Raw genomic sequence first — 891 nt, 5'->3', positions numbered from 1 at the left:
GTTCGAGGATGCTCAGGCCCTCGAGCTGCTCGCTGACGGTGCGCGGGAATTCGATCGACAGCGTGACGTGGCTGCCTTCGATCTTGCGCTCGATCGGCAGGCCCATCGTCCACGCGGTCTGCTCGAGCAGGCGCCAGGCGATCGAGTCCAGCGGTGAGCCTTCTTCGACCGTGGCGGGCGGCAGCTCGGCCTGGTCCTCGGGCTGGTAGGCGAACTTGCTGACCAGCCGTGCATGCGTCGGCCAGGTCTTGATGTCGATGCGGTACTCGATGGTCGACTGCGCGTGCAGCAGCGACCAGTCCAGCAGCGCGTTGAACAGGCTGAACAGCAGCGAGGCGTCGACGATCACGTCGGCCGGCTTCAGCACCTGCTTGATGTGGATGCCGCGCGCCTGGGTCTCGGCGGCGCGCTGGGTCAGCACATCTTTCAGCGTCTGCGTGAGCGGCAGGCGCTCGTGGGTCTGGCGCAGCCGGCCGGAGGCCAGGCGGCCCAGCTGCTGGCCGGCGATGCTGATGGCGCGCGCCTTCTGCAGTTCTTCCACCAGGCAACGCAGGCTGACGCGGTCGATGCGACCGGTGCCGGCGAGGGTCGTGACGCGTTCGAGCGCACTGGTCAGCGGCGTCGCCATCTCGGCGCTCAGCTCGTTGACCACGTCGCGCCAGTGATCGCGCTCGTCCGGTTCGAGGCCGGCGTCGCGTTGGGCGGGCGCGGCGGCGCGGTCGAGTTCGGTCATGTCCATGTTGGCGTCCCTGTCCGTGAATGAACGGCTTGTGCGGGTTTGTCACCCTTGGTTGCAAGTGTCGTTCAGGCCGGCGGCGGAGGACACCCCCCGAGCGCGCCAATCCCCCGACCTTGGGGGTGTCGCGGGGGGAGGCTTCGTCAGTTAGAGGA

Annotated in this window: 1 pseudogene; it reads right to left on the bottom strand. The window is 68.4% G+C overall.

The features are described 5' to 3' along the window. Positions 1-739, bottom strand: a pseudogene (locus AC1D01_RS36780) (hypothetical protein); the annotation flags it as partial. Positions 740-891: the final 152 nt, after the last annotated feature.

This window comes from Rhizobacter sp. P3_B12, assembly GCF_056402895.1.
Note: the sequence above shows the minus strand (reverse complement) of the source record. Positions and strands in the feature narration are given on the sequence as shown.